Source organism: Nocardioides sp. T2.26MG-1, from assembly GCF_950101795.1.
In the GTDB taxonomy this organism is placed as follows: Bacteria; Actinomycetota; Actinomycetes; order Propionibacteriales; family Nocardioidaceae; genus Nocardioides.
On sequence record NZ_CATNLZ010000010.1, the window covers coordinates 50,552 to 65,715 of the forward strand.

A 15,164-nucleotide genomic window follows, 5' to 3' on the forward strand; every position below is an offset into this window, starting at 1 on the left:
GCACCGCCGGCCCGGTGGTGCTGACCTGGAGGTCCCGATCGGCGGCTACCCGGGCAGCGTCACCACCGCGGAGCCGCTGACGTCGCCGGTGGCGAGGTCGGAGAGGGCCCGGTCGACCTCGTCGAAGCCGTAGGTCCGCACGTGGGCGCGGACGCCGAGGCGGTCGGCGAGAGCGAGCAGCTCCTCGCCGTCCCGGCGGGTGTTGGAGGTGACCGTGCGCAGGTCGCGCTCGAGGAACAGGTGCCGCTGGTAGTCCAGGGTCGGTACGTCGCTCATGTGGATGCCGGCGAGCGCGAGGGTGCCGCCGCGGTCGAGGGCCTCGAGGGCGACCGGCACGAGCGGGCCGGCGGGCGCGAACACGATCGCGGAGTCGAGAGGCACAGGAGACCGGTCGGAGGCGTCGCCGACCCAGGCGGCGCCGAGCTCGCGGGCGAGCGCGCGGGCCGCCTCGCCGCGGGTCATCACGTAGAGCTCCGCGCCCTGGGCGAGGGCGATCTGGGCCGTGACGTGGGCGCTGGACCCGAAGCCGTAGAGGCCGAGCCGGCCTCCGGGCGGCAGGTTCGCCCGGTGCAGCGCGCGGTAGCCGATGATGCCGGCGCAGAGCAGGGGAGCGGCGTCGGCGGGGGACAGCCCGGCGGGCATCCGGTACGCGTACGCCGCGGGGACGACCGCGAGCTCGGCGAAGCCGCCGTCGGCGTCCCAGCCGGTGTACGTCGAGGCGGGGCACAGGTTCTCGCGGCCCGAGCGGCACCACCGGCAGGACCCGCAGGTGCCGCGCAGCCAGGCGATCCCGACCCGGTCGCCCACCGCGAACCGGGGCGCGGGGTCGTCGCCGACGACCTCGACCCGGCCCACGACCTGGTGGCCGGGCACCACCCCGGGCCGGCGCGGCACCAGGTCGCCCTCGGCGAGGTGGAGGTCGGTGCGGCAGACCCCGCAGGCCTCGACCCGCACCAGCACCTCGCCGGGGAGCGGCGTCGGTACGGCGCGCTCGACCTCGACGACCGGGCGGGTGGCGATCGGGCCGGTCCGCTCGACCGCCCAGGCGCGCATCGTGGTCCGCGTGGGCACGGGTCCACGCTGCCGCGTCGCGGGCCGTGAGGGAAGTGCCCTTGGGCCCTGCCGGTGGACGGCGGGTGACGGGAGACTGGGGCCACCACTGAGGAGGTGGCGCTGATGAGCAGCCCCGTCCTGACGTTCCTGGGTGCGGCCGGCGCGGTGACCGGCAGCAAGTTCCTGGTCGACACCGACACCTCGCGCACGTTGGTCGACGCGGGCCTCTACCAGGGCCTGGCCGACCTGCGACGGCGGAACTGGACGCCGTTCCCGGTGCCTGCCGCCGAGCTCGACGCCGTCGTCGTGTCGCACGCGCACCTCGACCACTGCGGCATGCTGCCGCGGCTGGTCAAGGAGGGCTTCAGCGGCCCGGTCGTCTGCTCCCCGGACACCGCCGAGCTCGTCGAGATCGTGCTGCGCGACAGCGCCCACCTGCAGGAGGAGGACGCGCGGCAGGCCAACGCCGGCGGCTACTCCAAGCACCACCCCGCGCTCCCGCTCTACGACCTCGCGGACGTCGAGCGGACCCTGCCGCTGTTCGCGCCGACCGACTACGCGACCGCCGTCGACGTCGCCGCGGACGTCCGGGTCGTGCTCCGGCCAGCCGGCCACATCCTCGGCTCCTCGACGGTGCTGCTGGAGACCGCCGGTCGCCGCACGCTGTTCAGCGGCGACCTCGGCCGCGGCGTCCACCCGATCCTGCGCGCCCCCGCCGACCCGCCCGCCGCGCACGCGGTCGTGGTGGAGTCGACGTACGGCGACCGCACCCACCCGGCCCCCGACCCCGAGATCCTGGCCGCGGCGGTGCGCCGCACGATCGGCCGCGGCGGGACCGTGCTGGTGCCGGCGTTCGCCGTCGACCGCACCGAGCTGGTGCTGCTCGAGCTGCACCGGCTGATGGAGGCGGGCGAGGTGCCGCGGGTGCCGATCTACCTGGACAGCCCGATGGCGCTGCGCGCGCTCGCGGTCTACCGCCGGGCCCTGGACTCCGGGTCCCTGCAGCTGCGACCCGACCTCGACGCGGTGCGGGCCGCGCTGGACGCGCTGCGGGTCACGGGCGTGCCGGACGCCGCCGGCTCGATGCGCCTCAACCGGCCCGGCGAGCCCTGCATCATCGTCTCGGCCTCGGGGATGGCCACCGGCGGGCGCGTGGTGCACCACCTCTCCCACCAGCTGCCCGACCCGCGCAACAGCGTGGTGCTGACCGGCTACCAGGCCGTCGGCACCCGCGGCCGGCAGCTGCTCGACGGCGCCCGCGAGGTCAAGATGCACGGGCGGTACGTGCCGGTGCGTGCCGAGATCGTCGACGTGCCGTTCTTCTCGGTGCACGCCGACGCCGGCGAGATCGTCGCCTGGCTCGGCCGGGCGCCGGAGCCGCCGGAGGTCGTGTACGTCGTGCACGGCGAGCCGGCCGGCTCGGAGGCGCTGGCCCGCCGGATCCGCGACGAGCTCGGGTGGCGGGCGGTGGTGCCGCGGCTGGACGAGCGGGTGCGGCTCGACTGAAACCAGGTGAGACTGGACGGGATCGGACGGGGCCGGGGACCGTCGGCCGGGTCGGCGGTGACCTTGTGCTCTGACCAACGGTGCGACCCACCCGGTGTGCTTGACCCAGCAGGCGACGCGACAGATGGAGGCGGCAGATGGCACAGCAACAGCTGAGCGAGGACCAGCCCACGGTGGAGCTCACCGTCGAGGAGTGCTGGGACCTGCTCTCGGAGGCGGAGGTCGGCCGCCTGGCATACCGGCTCGTCGACGAGATCCACCTGGTCCCGATCAACTACGCGGTCGACGGGCGCGCGATCCTGTTCCGCACCGCCGCCGGCAACAAGCTGCTGGCCGCCGAGCTGGAGTCGGAGGTCGCCTTCGAGATCGACTGGTTCGGTGAGGACACCGCCTGGTCGGTCCTGGTCCGCGGCCACCTGCGCCACCTCGACGAGGGCGAGCAGCACCGGCTCTCCGGCCTGGACGTCCACCCCTGGGTGCCGACGCTGAAGTACGACCACGTCGAGCTCAACCCCACGGCCGTCACCGGCCGCCGGTTCCTGCTGCGCAGGTCCTGAGCGCCGCCCGTCAGGTCTCCATCTCCGGGAGGTAGCTGCCGTACCGCGCGGCGCCGTTGAGCGCGGCCCGGTGGAGCAGCGCGGTCTGCGCCGCCTCCCGGTTGCCGTCCTCGCCGCCCCAGGCGCGCAGCACCGGACCCTGCAGCGCCCGCCCGAACGAGAAGCTCAGCTGCCACGGCTGCGAGCCGTGCCGGTTGATCGCGTCGAGGCGGGCGGTGGCCTGCTCGTCGGTCTGGCCGCCGGAGAGGAACACGATGCCGGGCACGGCGACCGGCACCGACTCCCGCATCACGGTCACGGTCCGGGCCGCGACGGTCTCGTCGTCGGCCCGGTCGGGGCACTCGGTGCCCGGCAGCACCATGTTCGGCTTGAGCAGGGTGCCCTCGAGGTGCACCCGCTGCTCGGCGAGCTGGTCGTAGACCGCCCACAGCACGGCGACCGTGACCTCCGCGCAGCGGTCGATCGTGTGCGGGCCGTCCATCAGGACCTCGGGCTCGACGATCGGCGTCAGCCCCGCCTCCTGGGCCAGCGCCGCGTAGCGGCCCAGCAGGTGGGCGTTGGTCTCGATGCAGGTGCGCGTCGGGCGTCCCTCGCCGACCTTGAGCACCGCACGCCACTTCGCGAACCGGGCGCCGAGCTCGACGTACTCGGCGAACCGGCGGCGCAGGCCGTCGAGGCCCTCGGTGACGACCTCGCTGGGGAAGCCGGCCAGGTCGGTGGTGCCCGCGTCCACCTTGATGCCCGGGATCATGCCCGCGCCGGCGATCAGCTCGGGGAACGGCGTCCCGTCGGTCGTCCGCTGCCGCAGGGTCTCGTCGTAGAGGATGACGCCGCTGATGTGCTCGGCCAGGCCGGGCGTCGTCAGCAGCAGCTCGCGATAGGCGCGCCGGACGGGCTCGGTCGACTCGACGCCGATGCCGGCGAGCCGCTTGGCGATCGTGGGCGTGCTCTCGTCGGCCGCGAGGACGCCCTTGCCGGGGGCGACCAGCGCCTCCGCCGTGCTGACCGTGGTGCTCCGTGTCATCGCCTACCGCCTCCTCGCCCGCACACCCCGGGCCGGCCGGAACGGGTGCGGGTCGGAAGCCGTCCCGGTCCCTCCCACCATGGCGCACCGGTGAGATCTGCGCCACGGACCAAGGTCTTCGGCCCCCCGGGATCTTCCCCCGGGATCTTCCGGCCGGGGACGAGCATCCTCCGCCCGCGGGACCTTGGCCTCTGCGCCCGGACGCGCCGGTCGCGGAGGCTCGGAGGGACAGGTGCGACGAGCCGACAGGCATGACGAGCCGACAGGCATGACGACGGGGAGGTGCGATGGCGACGCCGATGCCGGTGCCGGTGGTCCAGCCGGCGCCCGCCGACGTGCTGCTGCGCGACGGGACGATCGCGGTGATCCGGCCCCTCGACCCGGCCGACCTGCCCGGGCTGGTCGAGCTCCACGACGGGGTCTCCGACGACAGCCTGCGGCTGCGGTTCTTCAGCCCGAGCCGGTACGCCGCGCGGGAGTACGTCAAGCACCTCGGCGACGCACCCGACACCCGGGCCCTCGTGCTCGAGCGGGACGGCAGGATCTGCGGGCTCGCCACCGCCGAGCCGGTCGAGCCGGGCGCCGCGGAGGTGGCGTTCCTGGTCGCCGACGAGCTGCACGGCATGGGCGTCGGCAGCCTGCTGCTCGAGCACCTGGCGGCCGCCTGCCGCGAGTGCGGCGTACGGCGCTTCCTCGCCGAGGTCCTCTGGGAGAACCGGGCGATGCTCGACGTCTTCCTCGCCGCCGGGTTCGCGATCGTGCGGCACAACGAGGGCGCCAGCGTGAGCGTCGAGATGGACACCGTCGCCTCCGCCGAGGCGGTCGCGGCCGCCGACGACCGGGAGTGCCAGGCCGAGGCCCGGTCGCTGCAGCCGCTGCTCTACCCGCGCGGCGTGGCCGTCGTGGGCGCCCGCTCTAACGGCAGCGGGGTGGGGGCCGCGATCCTGCGGTCGATCGTCGAGGGCCGCTACGCCGGCGACCTGTACGTCGTGCACCCGCGGGCGTCCGAGGTCGAGGGCATCCCCGCCGTACGCCGCCTCACCGCGGTGCCCGGCCGGGTCGACCTGGTCGTGATCGCGGTGCCGTCCACCAAGGTGCTCGTCGCGCTCGAGGACGCCGCCGACGCGTCGGTGCCGGCCGCGGTGATCGTGTCCTCCGGCTTCGGGGAGCTGGGCGCGGAGGGGGCCCGGCTCCAGCGGGAGATCCTGGCGCTGGCCCGGCGCCGCAGCATCCGCGTCGTCGGCCCCAACTGTCTCGGGCTGATGAGCCTGGACCCGGCGGTCCGCCTCAACGCGTCGTTCAGCGGCTCGGTCCCGCCGCCTGGTGGGCTGGCCGTCGCGTCCCAGTCCGGAGGCGTGGGCATCGTGCTCGCCGACACGGCCCGCGACCTGGGCCTCGGCGTGGCGTCGTTCGTGTCGCTGGGCAACAAGGTCGACGTGTCCAGCAACGACCTGCTCGCCGCGTGGCGCGACGACCCGCGGGTCACCGCGGCCGCGCTGTACCTGGAGTCGTTCGGCAACGCGCCGAAGTTCGCCCGCTTCGCCCGCCGGTTCGCCGAGCGCAAGCCGCTGCTGGCGGTGGTCGGCGGTCGCTCGTCCGGCGGTCGCCGCGCCGGGGCCTCGCACACGGCGGCCGCGGCGTCCCCGACGGTCGCCGTCGACGCGCTGTTCGCGCAGGCCGGCGTGATCGGGTGCGACGGCGCCGACGACATGGCCGAGGCGGCGCTGCTGCTCGCGGAGCAGCCGCTGCCCGCCGGGCGCCGGGTCGCGGTGCTCTCCAACGCCGGCGGCACCGGGGTGCTGGCCGCGGACGCCGCGGACTCGTGCGGCCTGGCGGTGCCGGAGCTCTCCACCAGGCTGCGCGCCGGTATCGGCCGGCACGTCAACGGGACCGTCGGCACCGGCAACCCGGTCGACACCGGCGCGGCGGTCCCGGCGAAGGACCTCGGCGCGATCACCGACCTGCTGCTCGGCTCCGACGAGGTCGACGCGGTGCTGGTGCTGCTGGTCGCCACCGGCGCGAACGACGCGGTCGCGGGCATGAACGCGGTGGCGGCGGCCCGGCTGCGACACCCGGGCAAGCCGCTCGTGCTCGTGCCGATGGGTGGGCTGCGGGTGCCGGCCGAGGGGCTCCCGGGCGTCACCTGCTACCGCAACGCCACCGCAGCGGTGCGGGCCCTCGCCCGGGCCGCCACGTACGCCGAGTGGCGGGCGCACCCCCCGGAGCCGGCTCCCGCGGTCGATCGCGACCGGTCCGAGGATGCCCGCGCCGTGGCCGCGTCGCTCCTCGGCTCGGCCACCGACGAGGCCGGCTGGCTCTCGGTGGCCGACGCGACCGGGCTGCTGGCGGCGTACGGCCTCGACCCGCTCGGCGAGGTGGTGCACGGCGCGGACGCGGCCGTCGAGGCGGCCGGCTGGCTGGGCTACCCGGTCGCGGTGAAGGTCGCCGGCCGCGATGTCCCGCACAAGAGCGACCGCGGGCTGGTCAAGGTCGGGCTCCGCTCGCCGGACGAGGTCGCGGCCGCGGTCCGGGGCTTCGAGCAGGAGCTCGGCGGCCCGGACGGCCCGGCCGTGCCGGTGCTCGTGCAGAACGTGGCGGCGGGCGTCGAGATCGCGCTGGGCGTGGTCCGCGACTCGCGCTTCGGGCCACTGGTGATGGTCGCTGCGGGCGGGGTGGCCGTCGACGTGTGGCAGGACCGCACGTTCATGCTGCCGCCGGTGTCGCCCAGCGACGCGCTGCGCGCGGTCCGGTCGCTGCGGATCTGGCCGCTGCTCGAGGGCTACCGCGGGTCGCCGCGCGCGGACATCGACGGGCTGGTCGACCTGATCGTCGAGCTGGGGGCGCTCGCCGAGGACGTGCCCCAGGTCGCCGACGTGGACCTCAACCCGGTGATGGTCGGGCCGGAGTCCTGCGCGATCGTCGACGCGAAGGTGCGGCTGGACCGCAGTGCCGCGCCCGACCCCGGGATCCCGCGGCGGCTCCGCCCGGGCAGCTGATCCCGCCCGCGGCGCCCGCGGGCATTAAGCCTCTGGTCCGGTGATCGGGCGAGGGTGCAGGCTGGTGGCACCGTCTCGAGGAGGTGCGCGGCATGCCCGAGATCAGGACCGACGCGGTGATGGTCGGCGTCACCGACGCGAAGGACGTCAGCGGCGCCCTGCGATTCGCGGAGGCGGAGGCGAGACGGCGCGGCGTCGGCGTCCACCTCGTGCATGTGACGCCCCCGGTGCCGCTCGGCCCGGTCGGGCAGGACGAGGTCGACCGCACCGGCCGGGAGCTCCTCGAGAACACCGCCCGGGCCGTGGGGTCCGAGCGCGGCGGCGACCTGCTGGTCACCACCGAGCTGGTGCACGGCTCGGTGGCCTCGAGCCTGGTCGACGCGGCCGAGCACGCGGGACTCGTGGTCCTGCAGCACCAGCGGATGGGCCGGCCCGGACCGGTGATCACCCTGTCGATCACCAACCCGGTCGCGGCGCTCTCGCAGGTGCCGGTGGTGGCGGTCCCCGCCGGGTGGCGCGAGGACCGGGACGGCCCCGACGACCCCGAGGACCGGATCACGGTCGGGGCCGACAGCGGCGACGGGGCGCCGGCGGTGGTCGCCGCCGCGCTCGCCGAGGCGCGGATCCGCGGGCGCGGCGTACGCGTGCTGCACGCGTGGCACTTCCGCGACCCCTACGACGACCTGGTCTTCGACGGTCCGGCCGGCGACGCCCACACGGAGGAGCGTCGCCGGCTGCTCGCCGACCGGCTGGCCGGCGTGCTGGGGGAGTACCACGACGTGCCGGCCGAGCTGGTCGTCGTGCACGAGCGCGCGGCCGATGCGCTGGTCGCGGCGGGCGGGCACACGTCGCTGCTCGTGGTCGGCCGGCACCGGCACACGATCCCGCTGGGCCCGCACCTCGGCTCGGTGGTCCGGGCGGTGCTCCGGCACGCCACCTGCCCGGTGATGGTCGTCGACCCCGTGCCCGCCTGATCAGCTAGCCAGCTATCCAGCTATCCAGCTATCCGGCTATCCAGCTATCCGGCGCTCCTGCGCGGGCGCCGGACCGGCTGCTGGAGCACGTTCGTGAGCGTCTCGGCGAAGTGCTCCGGGTTGCCGATCAGCCAGCTGTGGTCGCCGGGGACCGTCACCACGTGCGGGTCGTGGAGCGACCCGATCAGCGACTCGGCACACGCCCAGGGCACCACGGTGTCCTCGCGCCCCCAGAGGATCACCACCGGGAGCCGGCGGCGCTTGAGGTCCTCCAGCTCCTCGACCAGGTTGGCCTCGCGGGCCAGGCCGCCGACCCGCCACATCGACGCGGGGTGCCGGATCGCGTTGGGCAGCGCGTCCGCGACGACCACGGGCACCACGCGCATCAGCCCCCGCAACGAGAGGGCGTGCGAGGTCAGGTGCAGGCCCCAGTCCCAGATCGGGCGCTCGGCCATGGTGCGGCTCTTCTCGCCGTGCTGCCGCCACGTCGACCCGCCGATGGAGTTCACCAGCACGAGCTGGGCGACGAGCCCGGGATGGGCGTGGGCGGTCTTGAGCGCCACGGCGCCGCCGAAGGAGTGACCGACCACCGTCACCGGTCCCGTGATCTCCGCCGCCTCCGCGAACGCGGCCACCCAGTCGGCGTACCCCGCGAGGCTGAAGCCGTCCTCCGGCAGCGGCGGCGTGCCGCCGAAGCCCGGGAGCGCCGGCGCGACCACTCGGTAGCCGTGCTGGGAGAGTCGGCGCAGGCTGCGCCGGTAGGTGCGGTCCGACAGTGCCCAACCGTGCAGGAACAGGACGACCGGCCCGCTGCCGGCCTCGCCGTAGGTGGCCGGGCGCCCGTCGACGGTGGTACGTCGCCAGGTCAGTGCGGCGGGTACCTCGTGCCGTGCGTCCATGGCGACCGCCTCTCGGTGACCCGATCGTCGTCCGCCGCTTCGGCGGGGCCCCAGAGACTTTGGTCCTCGGTGCTCGGGCCCTCGTGGTGCCACGTGGCCCGGGTCACGTCGGGGACAAGGTCCCCGACGGTCGTGGCCCGCGCCCCTGAGAGCCGGCGCGGGAGCGGGACGACCCTGGAGGTGTCGGGTCCGGGATCTCCCGGGCCCGTCGGGAAGGGGCGGACATGGAGCTGCCGACCGGGTTCGACGCCCAGGACCTGGGCGAGGTCCTCGACGCCCTGCCTTCGTTGGTCGCGTACGTCGACGGCGCGGCGGTGCTGCGCTACACCAACGAGGCGTCCCGCACCTGGCTGGACCGCGCGCCCGCCGAGGTCGTCGGCCGGCCCGTGGAGGAGCTCCTCGACGAAGCGGGGTGCGCGACCACCCACGACCGGCTGGTCGCCGCGCTGGGCGGCCGGACCCAGCGCTTCGAGCGGGCGCTCCCCGACCGCGGCGGCCGGGCCCGGCACGCGCTCGTCGAGATGGTCCCGCGCACCCGCGGCGACCACGGGGACGGGTGCTACGTGCTGGTCACCGACATCACCCGGCGGGTCGAGGCCGAGGCCGGGCACGCCGCGAGCGTGGTCCGGTCCGCGCTGCTGACCGAGCGGAACGTCCGGGCCGCCGGGGCGAGCGACTCCGCCATGCAGGAGCTGTTCGCGATCGGGCTGCAGCTCGACCGGATGGTGCGCCACCCGGAGACCGCGACCGCCGAGGCCGCCCCGATCCTCGAGCACCTGGCCCGGACGGTCGACGCGCTGCGTGGCTCGGTGCGCCACCTGATCGTGGAGTCCCAGCCGGGGTCGACCTCAGGGGCGGTGCGGTACGTCGTCGAGCTCTGGTCCGGGGGACCGGTGCGGTTCGACGGGCCGGTGGACGACCTGCCGCCCGAGGTCGCGCACGAGCTCCTCGGCGCGCTGAGCGAGATCCTCGCGGCCGCCGCGCGGCACACCCCGGACGGGCTCTCCGTCCACGTCCGCGTGCAGGAGGACGTGCTCGAGGCGGTCGTGACCGTCGAGGGCGGCCGCCGCGAGGACGGGCCGGTGGGCACCGACGTCGAGGCGCTCGGGCCCCGCACGCTGCGCCCGGGCGCCACGATCACCGTGGTGGCCGACGACGCGGCCCGCACGCTGATCACCTGGCGACGCCCGGTCTGACGCCCGGCGGCGGCCCGTCGGACGCGGGTGAGAGGGCGGGGCCGGCGTGCACCCAGAGGAACATGGCGACGTCTACTCCAGCGCCGGCCGGCCACCGCCCCGTGCGGAGAAACGTAGCCGGGCGCGACCGGCGGCCACCCGGGCAGAAAGGGCGGACCTGGCGGGACCTTCGACCCGTTGACCCGCCCGAGAGTTTCGGGCGGGTCAACGTGGGTCAGCGGGTGGTGAGCCCGAAGCGCTGCAGCAGCGGGCGCGCGTCGGCGGCGTGCCGCAGCGGCCGCACGCCCGCGACCTCGGCGTACGACCGGGACAGCGAGTAGTGCGTGAGCCGGGCCCGGACCACGACGTGGCTGAGGTCCGGGTGGGCGACGACGGTGAGCACCTTGTTGCCGTGCGCGCCGTCGTCCTCGTCGGCGGTGATCACGATCGCGAGCCCGCCCGAGGCCCAGTCGGGTCCGCTCATCGCCCGCCGCACGCGGGCGCGCAGCCACGAGTCGGCCCGGTCCAGGGAGCAGTCGTGGGCGTCGTTGCACAGGTCGGGGATCACCATGCCGACCGCGGGCAGCGCCCCGGCGTCGACGTCGCGGGCGAAGCGACGCAGCGGCACGTCGTCCGCGCGGCACAGCCGCCGCTCGCGGGCGAAGTAGGCCCACGGGTTGTGCTTGACCGCGTAGGTGCCGCTGCTCTCCAGCTGGCACCGTGACCCCATCGCCTCGGCGTACAGCCGGGCGGTGCTGCCCGCCCGCACCGCGCGCCCGAAGACGCTGGCGCCCGGCAACCGGTGCGCGGAGGGTGCCGCGTCGTCGTCGACGCCGAACGTGCTGCCGCCGGCGATCGCGAGGTAGTTGGGCAGCGAGGGGTGGGTCACCGCTCGGTAGCGGGTGGCGTAGCCGTAGCGGCGCGCCAGTCGGGCGGTGAACGGCATGCCCTCGCGCATCTGCTGCGCCGAGTGGTTCTCGACGACGAAGACCAGCAGCTTGGTGACCGGGGTGGCGGCGCGGCTCGACACGGCGCTCTCCGGGACGGGCTCCTGGGCGGTGGCGGCCGGCGCGAGGGTGAGCGCGAGGCCAAGGGCGAGCAGCGAGGCGGTGAGGGCACGACGGAGCATGCCCCCGAGGCTACGTCGCGGACAGACCGCGGCCGACACCGGCGGCGGCCACCTGGAGGGCGGCGAGCAGGCGGGCGCGATGGTGGCGGAAGTCGGCGACGACCAGGCCGAGGGCGGCGACGACCTCGTCGCCGGCCCGCACCGGCACCGCCAGCGAGCACGCGCCGAGCGTCATCTCCTCGACGGTGGTGGCGTAGCCGTCGCGCACCACCCGGGCGAGCTGGCCGTCGAGGCGCCGGGGCGAGATGACCGTGTACGGCGTCACCGGGGCCAGGTCGGCGAGCACAGCCTCCCGGACCTCGGCGGGTGCGTGCGCGAGCAGCACCTTGCCGACCCCGGTGGCGTGCAGCGGCAGCCGGGTGCCCATCCGGCTGACGACCGGCACCGAGGCGACACCCGAGAGCCGGTCGAGGTAGAGCGCGGCGTCGCCGTCGCGGACCGCCAGGTGCACCGTGGCGCGGGTCGCCGCCAGCAGGTCGGCGAGGAACGGCGCGGCCACGTCGCGCAGCCGGGTCTGCAGCGGCGCGAGCAGCCCGAGGTCCCACATCAGCCGGCCGACGACGTACGCCCCGTCGTCCTCGCGCACCAGCGCGCCGCCGGCCACGAGCTGGCGCGCGATCCGCAGCGTCGTCGGCGCCGAGAGGCCGGCGCGCCGGGCCAGGTCGGCGAGGGCGAGGCGGCGGTGCCGGTCGTCGAACGCGCCGAGCACGTCGAGGGTGCGGGCGACCAGCGACGCCCCGGGTGCCGAGCCTCCGGCCACACGACCTCCTCCAGCTGATTCCACTGAGTGTAACGAGGCCCTCGACGCTGCCCTCCGGGCGTCCGTACCGTCCGCGTCCTACGGGACAGGAGCGTGGATGACCCAGCCAACCAGCCGCACCCGGGTGGCGATCGTCGGCGGCGGCCCGGCGGGCCTGATGCTGTCCCACCTGCTGCACGTGGCCGGGATCGAGTCGGTCGTGCTCGACACCCGCACCGCCGAGGAGATCGAGGCGACCCACCGCGCGGGCATCCTCGAGCGGGACAGCGTGCGGCTGCTCGCCGAGTCGGGCGTGAGTGGCCGGGTGCTCGCGGAGGGGCACGAGCACCAGGGCATCGAGCTGCGCTTCGCCGGCACCAGCCACCGCATCGACTTCCAGAGGCTGGTCGGCGCCTCGTGCTGGCTCTACCCGCAGACCGAGGTGTTCCTCGACCTGCACCGCGCCCGGGTCCGTGACGGCGGCGACCTGCGGTACGGCGTCGCCTCGACCGAGGTCATCGAGGTGCTCGACCGAGCCCGGGTCCGCTACACCGACCTGGACGGCCTGCGGCACGAGGTGGTCGCCGACCTCGTGGTCGGCGCCGACGGGTCGCGCAGCGCGACCCGCGCCCTGGTCGACCCGCGCCGGCAGTACACCCGGGAGTACCCCTTCGCCTGGTTCGGCGTGCTGGTCGAGGCCCCGCCCAGCGCGCCGGAGCTGATCTACACCCGCGCCCCGTCGGGCTTCGCGCTGATCAGCCGGCGTACCGACACCGTGCAGCGGATGTACTTCCAGTGCGCGCCCGACGAGGACGCGGACGCCTGGTCGGACGACCGGATCTGGTCGGAGCTGCAGACGCGGCTCGCGGGCGACGACGGGTTCCGACTCCAGGAGGGGCCGGTGCTGGAGCGCACGGTGCTGCCGTTCCGCAGCTTCGTGCAGACCCCGATGCGGCACGGGCGGCTGATGCTCGCCGGCGACGCCGCGCACACCGTCCCGCCCACCGGGGCCAAGGGCCTCAACCTCGCGCTCGCCGACGTGCGGGTGCTCGCCGAGTGCGTCGAGCGGGCGCTGCTGCGCGGCGACGACGCCGCCCTCGACACCTACACCGACCGCGCCGTCGCCCGGGTCTGGAGGGCCCAGCACTTCTCGTACTGGATGACGACGATGCTGCACCGGCTGCCCGGTGCCACCGACTTCGACGAGCAGCGCCAGCTCGGCGAGCTCACCAGCCTGGTCTCCTCCGAGGCCGGCTCCACCTACCTCGCGGAGGGATACACCGGATGGCCGCAGTGACCCCCAGCTCACCGCCCGTCGCCTCGTCGGACGCAGCGGCGTCGACCCAGGAGGAGATCAGCGCCGAGATCGACCAGCTCTCCCGGGAGTACGCCGCCTCCGGGCGCGTCGAGGAGCGGGTCCGGCTCGACTACCCGCCGTACCGCTCCAGCGTGCTGCGCCATCCCACCAAGGACCCGCACCACGCCGACCCCGAGGGCATCGAGCTGTGGGCGCCGGTCTTCGGCCAGCGCGACGTCGACCCGCTCGAGGCCGACCTGACCATCCAGCACCGGGGCGAGCCGATCGGCGAGCGCCTGGTCGTCACCGGGCGGGTGCTCGACGGCGAGGGTCGCCCGGTGCGCCACCAGCTCGTCGAGGTCTGGCAGGCCAACGCCGGCGGGCGCTACATCCACAAGCGCGACCAGCACCCGGCGCCGATCGACCCGAGCTTCACCGGAGTCGGACGCTGCCTCACCGACGCCGACGGGTGGTACCGCTTCACCACGATCAAGCCCGGGCCCTACCCGTGGAAGAACCACCGCAACGCCTGGCGGCCGGCGCACATCCACTTCTCGGTGTTCGGCCGGGAGTTCACCCAGCGGCTGGTGACCCAGATGTACTTCCCGGGCGACCCACTGTTCGCGCTCGACCCGATCTACCAGGCGATCACCGACCAGGCCGCCCGCGACCGGCTGGTCGCGACGTACGACCACGGCGTGACCACGCACGAGTGGTCGACCGGCTACCGCTGGGACATCGTGCTCACCGGCAGCCACCGCACCCCGTTCGAGGAGGAGAGCGCGTGAGCCTCGCACCGACCCCCGGCCAGACCGTCGGCCCGTTCTTCGGCTTCGCGCTGCCGTACGCCGGCGGCGACCGGCTCGTGCCGCCCGGCCAGCCGGGCGCGATCCGGCTGCACGGCCGAGTGCTCGACGGCGCCGGTGACCCCGTGCCGGACGCGCTGGTCGAGATCTGGCAGGCCGACCCGGACGGCCGGGTGGTCCAGCAGCCCGGCTCGCTGCTCCGTGACGACTGGACGTTCACCGGCTGGGGCCGTACCGAGACCGATCGCACCGGGCGCTACTCCTTCACGACGGTCGAGCCGGGCGCGACCACACCCGGCGCCGCGCCGTACGTCGCGGTGACCGTGTTCGCCCGCGGGCTGCTCGACCGGCTGCTCACCCGCGCCTACCTGCCGGCCCCGGAGGCTGTGCTGGCGAGCGACGCGCTGCTGGCGTCGGTCGCGCCTGACCGTCGCCACACCCTCATCACCACCCGCGACGAGCACGGTCTGGTGTTCGACATCCGGCTGCAGGGGCCGGACGAGACGGTGTTCCTCGACCACGCGCCAGACTGAGTGCATGGCAGACCTCTTCTGGCCCGGCGACGAGCGCGCCGGCGTGCACTTCACCGAGGCCGCGTTCCTCCGGGCGATGATCGCGGTCGAGGAGGAGTGGCTCGGCCGGCCGGTCGAGGTGTCGGTGGACCTCGACGGGCTGGCCCGCGACGCCGAGGCCGGTGGCAACCCCGTGATCCCGCTGGTGCGGATGCTCCGCGAAGGGTTGACCCGCCTCGACCCTGACGGCGCGCCGCTGCTCCACCGTGGCCTCACCAGCCAGGACGTCGTCGACTCGGCGCTCATGCGGATGGCCGACGTCGCGGTCGCCGACGTACGCCGCGACCTCGTCGCGATCGTCGGGGCCCTGGTGCGTTTGGCCACGGAGCACCGCGACACCCCGATGGTGGCGCGCACGCTGACTCAGCATGCCGTGCCGACGACGTTCGGGCTCCGGGTCGCGGCCTGGCTGACCGCCGTGCTCGACGCGGCCGACG

General features: G+C 75.1%; 14 protein-coding genes. 9 read left to right on the top strand and 5 right to left on the bottom strand.

What is annotated here, in order from left to right; translation table 11 throughout:
• Positions 1 to 45: 45 nt before the first annotated feature.
• A complete protein-coding gene (locus tag QQZ14_RS09410; RefSeq protein ID WP_284534001.1) occupies positions 46 to 1,071 on the bottom strand; it encodes a zinc-dependent alcohol dehydrogenase family protein in 1,026 nt (341 codons plus the stop codon).
• A gap of 105 nt (positions 1,072 to 1,176) precedes the next feature.
• Here QQZ14_RS09410 and QQZ14_RS09415 point away from each other — a divergent pair, with 105 nt between their 5' ends.
• Positions 1,177 to 2,559, top strand: coding sequence for an MBL fold metallo-hydrolase RNA specificity domain-containing protein (locus QQZ14_RS09415; RefSeq protein ID WP_284534002.1), 1,383 nt, complete (start codon positions 1,177 to 1,179; stop codon positions 2,557 to 2,559).
• Between the two features lie 137 nt (positions 2,560 to 2,696).
• Positions 2,697 to 3,116 (top strand): pyridoxamine 5'-phosphate oxidase family protein, encoded by a 420-nt coding sequence (locus QQZ14_RS09420; protein ID WP_284534003.1) that lies wholly within the window; start codon positions 2,697 to 2,699, stop codon positions 3,114 to 3,116.
• A 10-nt stretch (positions 3,117 to 3,126) separates the two neighbouring features.
• Here QQZ14_RS09420 and QQZ14_RS09425 read toward each other — a convergent pair whose 3' ends face one another.
• Complete coding sequence (locus QQZ14_RS09425; RefSeq protein ID WP_284534004.1) at positions 3,127 to 4,140, bottom strand: class I fructose-bisphosphate aldolase; 1,014 nt, start codon at positions 4,138 to 4,140, stop codon at positions 3,127 to 3,129.
• Between the two features lie 287 nt (positions 4,141 to 4,427).
• Here QQZ14_RS09425 and QQZ14_RS09430 point away from each other — a divergent pair, with 287 nt between their 5' ends.
• Entirely contained in the window at positions 4,428 to 7,136 is a 2,709-nt protein-coding gene (locus QQZ14_RS09430; protein WP_284534005.1) for a bifunctional acetate--CoA ligase family protein/GNAT family N-acetyltransferase, read from the top strand.
• Between the two features lie 92 nt (positions 7,137 to 7,228).
• Positions 7,229 to 8,110: a universal stress protein gene (locus QQZ14_RS09435; RefSeq protein WP_284534006.1), complete on the top strand. Its 882-nt coding sequence runs from the start codon at positions 7,229 to 7,231 to the stop codon at positions 8,108 to 8,110.
• A gap of 44 nt (positions 8,111 to 8,154) precedes the next feature.
• Here the strand turns inward: QQZ14_RS09435 and QQZ14_RS09440 are convergent, their stop codons facing one another.
• Positions 8,155 to 9,009, bottom strand: coding sequence for an alpha/beta fold hydrolase (locus QQZ14_RS09440; RefSeq protein ID WP_284534007.1), 855 nt, complete (start codon positions 9,007 to 9,009; stop codon positions 8,155 to 8,157).
• Between the two features lie 224 nt (positions 9,010 to 9,233).
• Between QQZ14_RS09440 and QQZ14_RS09445 the strand changes: the two genes are divergently transcribed.
• Positions 9,234 to 10,205: a PAS domain-containing protein gene (locus tag QQZ14_RS09445; protein ID WP_284534008.1), complete on the top strand. Its 972-nt coding sequence runs from the start codon at positions 9,234 to 9,236 to the stop codon at positions 10,203 to 10,205.
• Between the two features lie 214 nt (positions 10,206 to 10,419).
• Here the strand turns inward: QQZ14_RS09445 and QQZ14_RS09450 are convergent, their stop codons facing one another.
• Together QQZ14_RS09450 and QQZ14_RS09455 are read right to left on the bottom strand one after the other, a co-directional pair.
• Positions 10,420 to 11,313: an alkaline phosphatase family protein gene (locus QQZ14_RS09450; protein WP_284534009.1), complete on the bottom strand. Its 894-nt coding sequence runs from the start codon at positions 11,311 to 11,313 to the stop codon at positions 10,420 to 10,422.
• Between the two features lie 10 nt (positions 11,314 to 11,323).
• Entirely contained in the window at positions 11,324 to 12,073 is a 750-nt protein-coding gene (locus QQZ14_RS09455; RefSeq protein WP_284534010.1) for an IclR family transcriptional regulator, read from the bottom strand.
• A gap of 97 nt (positions 12,074 to 12,170) precedes the next feature.
• Here QQZ14_RS09455 and QQZ14_RS09460 point away from each other — a divergent pair, with 97 nt between their 5' ends.
• From QQZ14_RS09460 to QQZ14_RS09475, 4 genes are all read left to right on the top strand, one after another.
• Positions 12,171 to 13,349, top strand: coding sequence for a 4-hydroxybenzoate 3-monooxygenase (locus QQZ14_RS09460; protein ID WP_284534011.1), 1,179 nt, complete (start codon positions 12,171 to 12,173; stop codon positions 13,347 to 13,349).
• The gene (gene pcaH / locus QQZ14_RS09465) at positions 13,337 to 14,137 is read left to right on the top strand and encodes a protocatechuate 3,4-dioxygenase subunit beta (RefSeq protein WP_284534012.1); all 801 of its coding nucleotides are present in this window, start codon (positions 13,337 to 13,339) and stop codon (positions 14,135 to 14,137) included. The genes QQZ14_RS09460 and pcaH overlap by 13 nt, the downstream gene beginning before the upstream one ends.
• On the top strand, positions 14,134 to 14,688 hold the full coding sequence (gene pcaG / locus QQZ14_RS09470; RefSeq protein ID WP_284534013.1) for a protocatechuate 3,4-dioxygenase subunit alpha: 555 nt from the start codon (positions 14,134 to 14,136) through the stop codon (positions 14,686 to 14,688). Before pcaH ends, pcaG begins: the two co-directional genes overlap by 4 nt.
• 4 nt (positions 14,689 to 14,692) lie before the next feature.
• The coding region (locus tag QQZ14_RS09475) for a lyase family protein (RefSeq protein ID WP_284534014.1) at positions 14,693 to 15,164 on the top strand (472 nt) is incomplete at its 3' end.

Excerpts from the sequence above, each read along its gene's own strand:
- QQZ14_RS09415 (WP_284534002.1), top strand. The coding sequence starts at position 1,177 with ATGAGCAGCCCCGTCCTGACGTTCCTGGGTGCGGCCGGCGCGGTGACC.
- QQZ14_RS09420 (WP_284534003.1), top strand. The coding sequence starts at position 2,697 with ATGGCACAGCAACAGCTGAGCGAGGACCAGCCCACGGTGGAGCTCACC.
- QQZ14_RS09425 (WP_284534004.1), bottom strand. The coding sequence starts at position 4,140 with ATGACACGGAGCACCACGGTCAGCACGGCGGAGGCGCTGGTCGCCCCC.
- QQZ14_RS09430 (WP_284534005.1), top strand. The coding sequence starts at position 4,428 with ATGGCGACGCCGATGCCGGTGCCGGTGGTCCAGCCGGCGCCCGCCGAC.
- QQZ14_RS09435 (WP_284534006.1), top strand. The coding sequence starts at position 7,229 with ATGCCCGAGATCAGGACCGACGCGGTGATGGTCGGCGTCACCGACGCG.
- QQZ14_RS09440 (WP_284534007.1), bottom strand. The coding sequence starts at position 9,009 with ATGGACGCACGGCACGAGGTACCCGCCGCACTGACCTGGCGACGTACC.
- QQZ14_RS09445 (WP_284534008.1), top strand. The coding sequence starts at position 9,234 with ATGGAGCTGCCGACCGGGTTCGACGCCCAGGACCTGGGCGAGGTCCTC.
- QQZ14_RS09450 (WP_284534009.1), bottom strand. The coding sequence starts at position 11,313 with ATGCTCCGTCGTGCCCTCACCGCCTCGCTGCTCGCCCTTGGCCTCGCG.
- QQZ14_RS09460 (WP_284534011.1), top strand. The coding sequence starts at position 12,171 with ATGACCCAGCCAACCAGCCGCACCCGGGTGGCGATCGTCGGCGGCGGC.
- pcaH (WP_284534012.1), top strand. The coding sequence starts at position 13,337 with ATGGCCGCAGTGACCCCCAGCTCACCGCCCGTCGCCTCGTCGGACGCA.